Source organism: Paenibacillus tyrphae (assembly GCF_027925525.1).
Lineage (GTDB): Bacteria > Bacillota > Bacilli > Paenibacillales > NBRC-103111 > Paenibacillus_G > Paenibacillus_G tyrfis_B.
In genome coordinates this window covers 1-698 of the sequence record NZ_BSDJ01000088.1, presented here as the reverse complement: position 1 = coordinate 698, position 698 = coordinate 1, and the positions used below count along the sequence as shown (strand labels likewise).

Annotated in this window: 1 protein-coding gene; it reads left to right on the top strand. The window is 50.6% G+C overall.

Features of this window, described 5'->3' with window-relative positions; genetic code table 11:
• A partial coding sequence (locus QMG93_RS34965; protein WP_281944512.1) for an RNA-guided endonuclease TnpB family protein occupies positions 1 to 698 on the top strand: 698 nt, incomplete at both ends.

The following is a 698-nucleotide window of genomic DNA, read 5'->3' as shown; positions in this document are numbered from 1 at the left end:
TGCGATCTGCTGAAACTTCCGAAGCTGGGATGGGTGCGCTTTGCCAAGTCCCGTGAAATCGAAGGACGGATCTTGTCTGCTACGGTGCGTCGAAACGGCACAGGCAAGTACTTCGTTTCGATCCTGTGTGAAGCAGACATCCAGCCGCTTCCTCAGGTTGATACTGCCATCGGCATAGACCTCGGCATCAAGTCGTTTGCCGTTTGCAGCAGCGGAGAGAACGTTCCGAATCCCAAGCACCTGCGCACCTCCGAAAAGCAACTTGCGTTTTGGCAGCGACGTTTGTCTCGTCGACTGAAAGGTGGATCGGGCTATCTAAAAGCGAAGCAAAAAGTCGCTCGCATACATGAGCGAATCGCTAACGCTCGGCAAGACTTTCTGCATCAGCTCTCAACCAAGTGGATCCGTGAAAACCAAACGATCTGTCTGGAAGATTTGCTGGTTCTAAATCTAATGAAAAATCACAAGTTAGCAAAGTCCATTGCCGAAGCAAGTTGGTCAACCCTTCGCACGATGCTGGAATATAAAGCAACGTGGTATGGTCGCACGATCAGCATGGTCGCCAAAAACTATCCAAGCAGTCAGCTTTGTCATGTATGTCAATCGCGCAACCCCGAAGTGAAAAATCTAAACTTGCGAGCGTGGACCTGTTCAGAATGCGGGACGCACCATGACCGTGACCACAATGCCAGTATGAA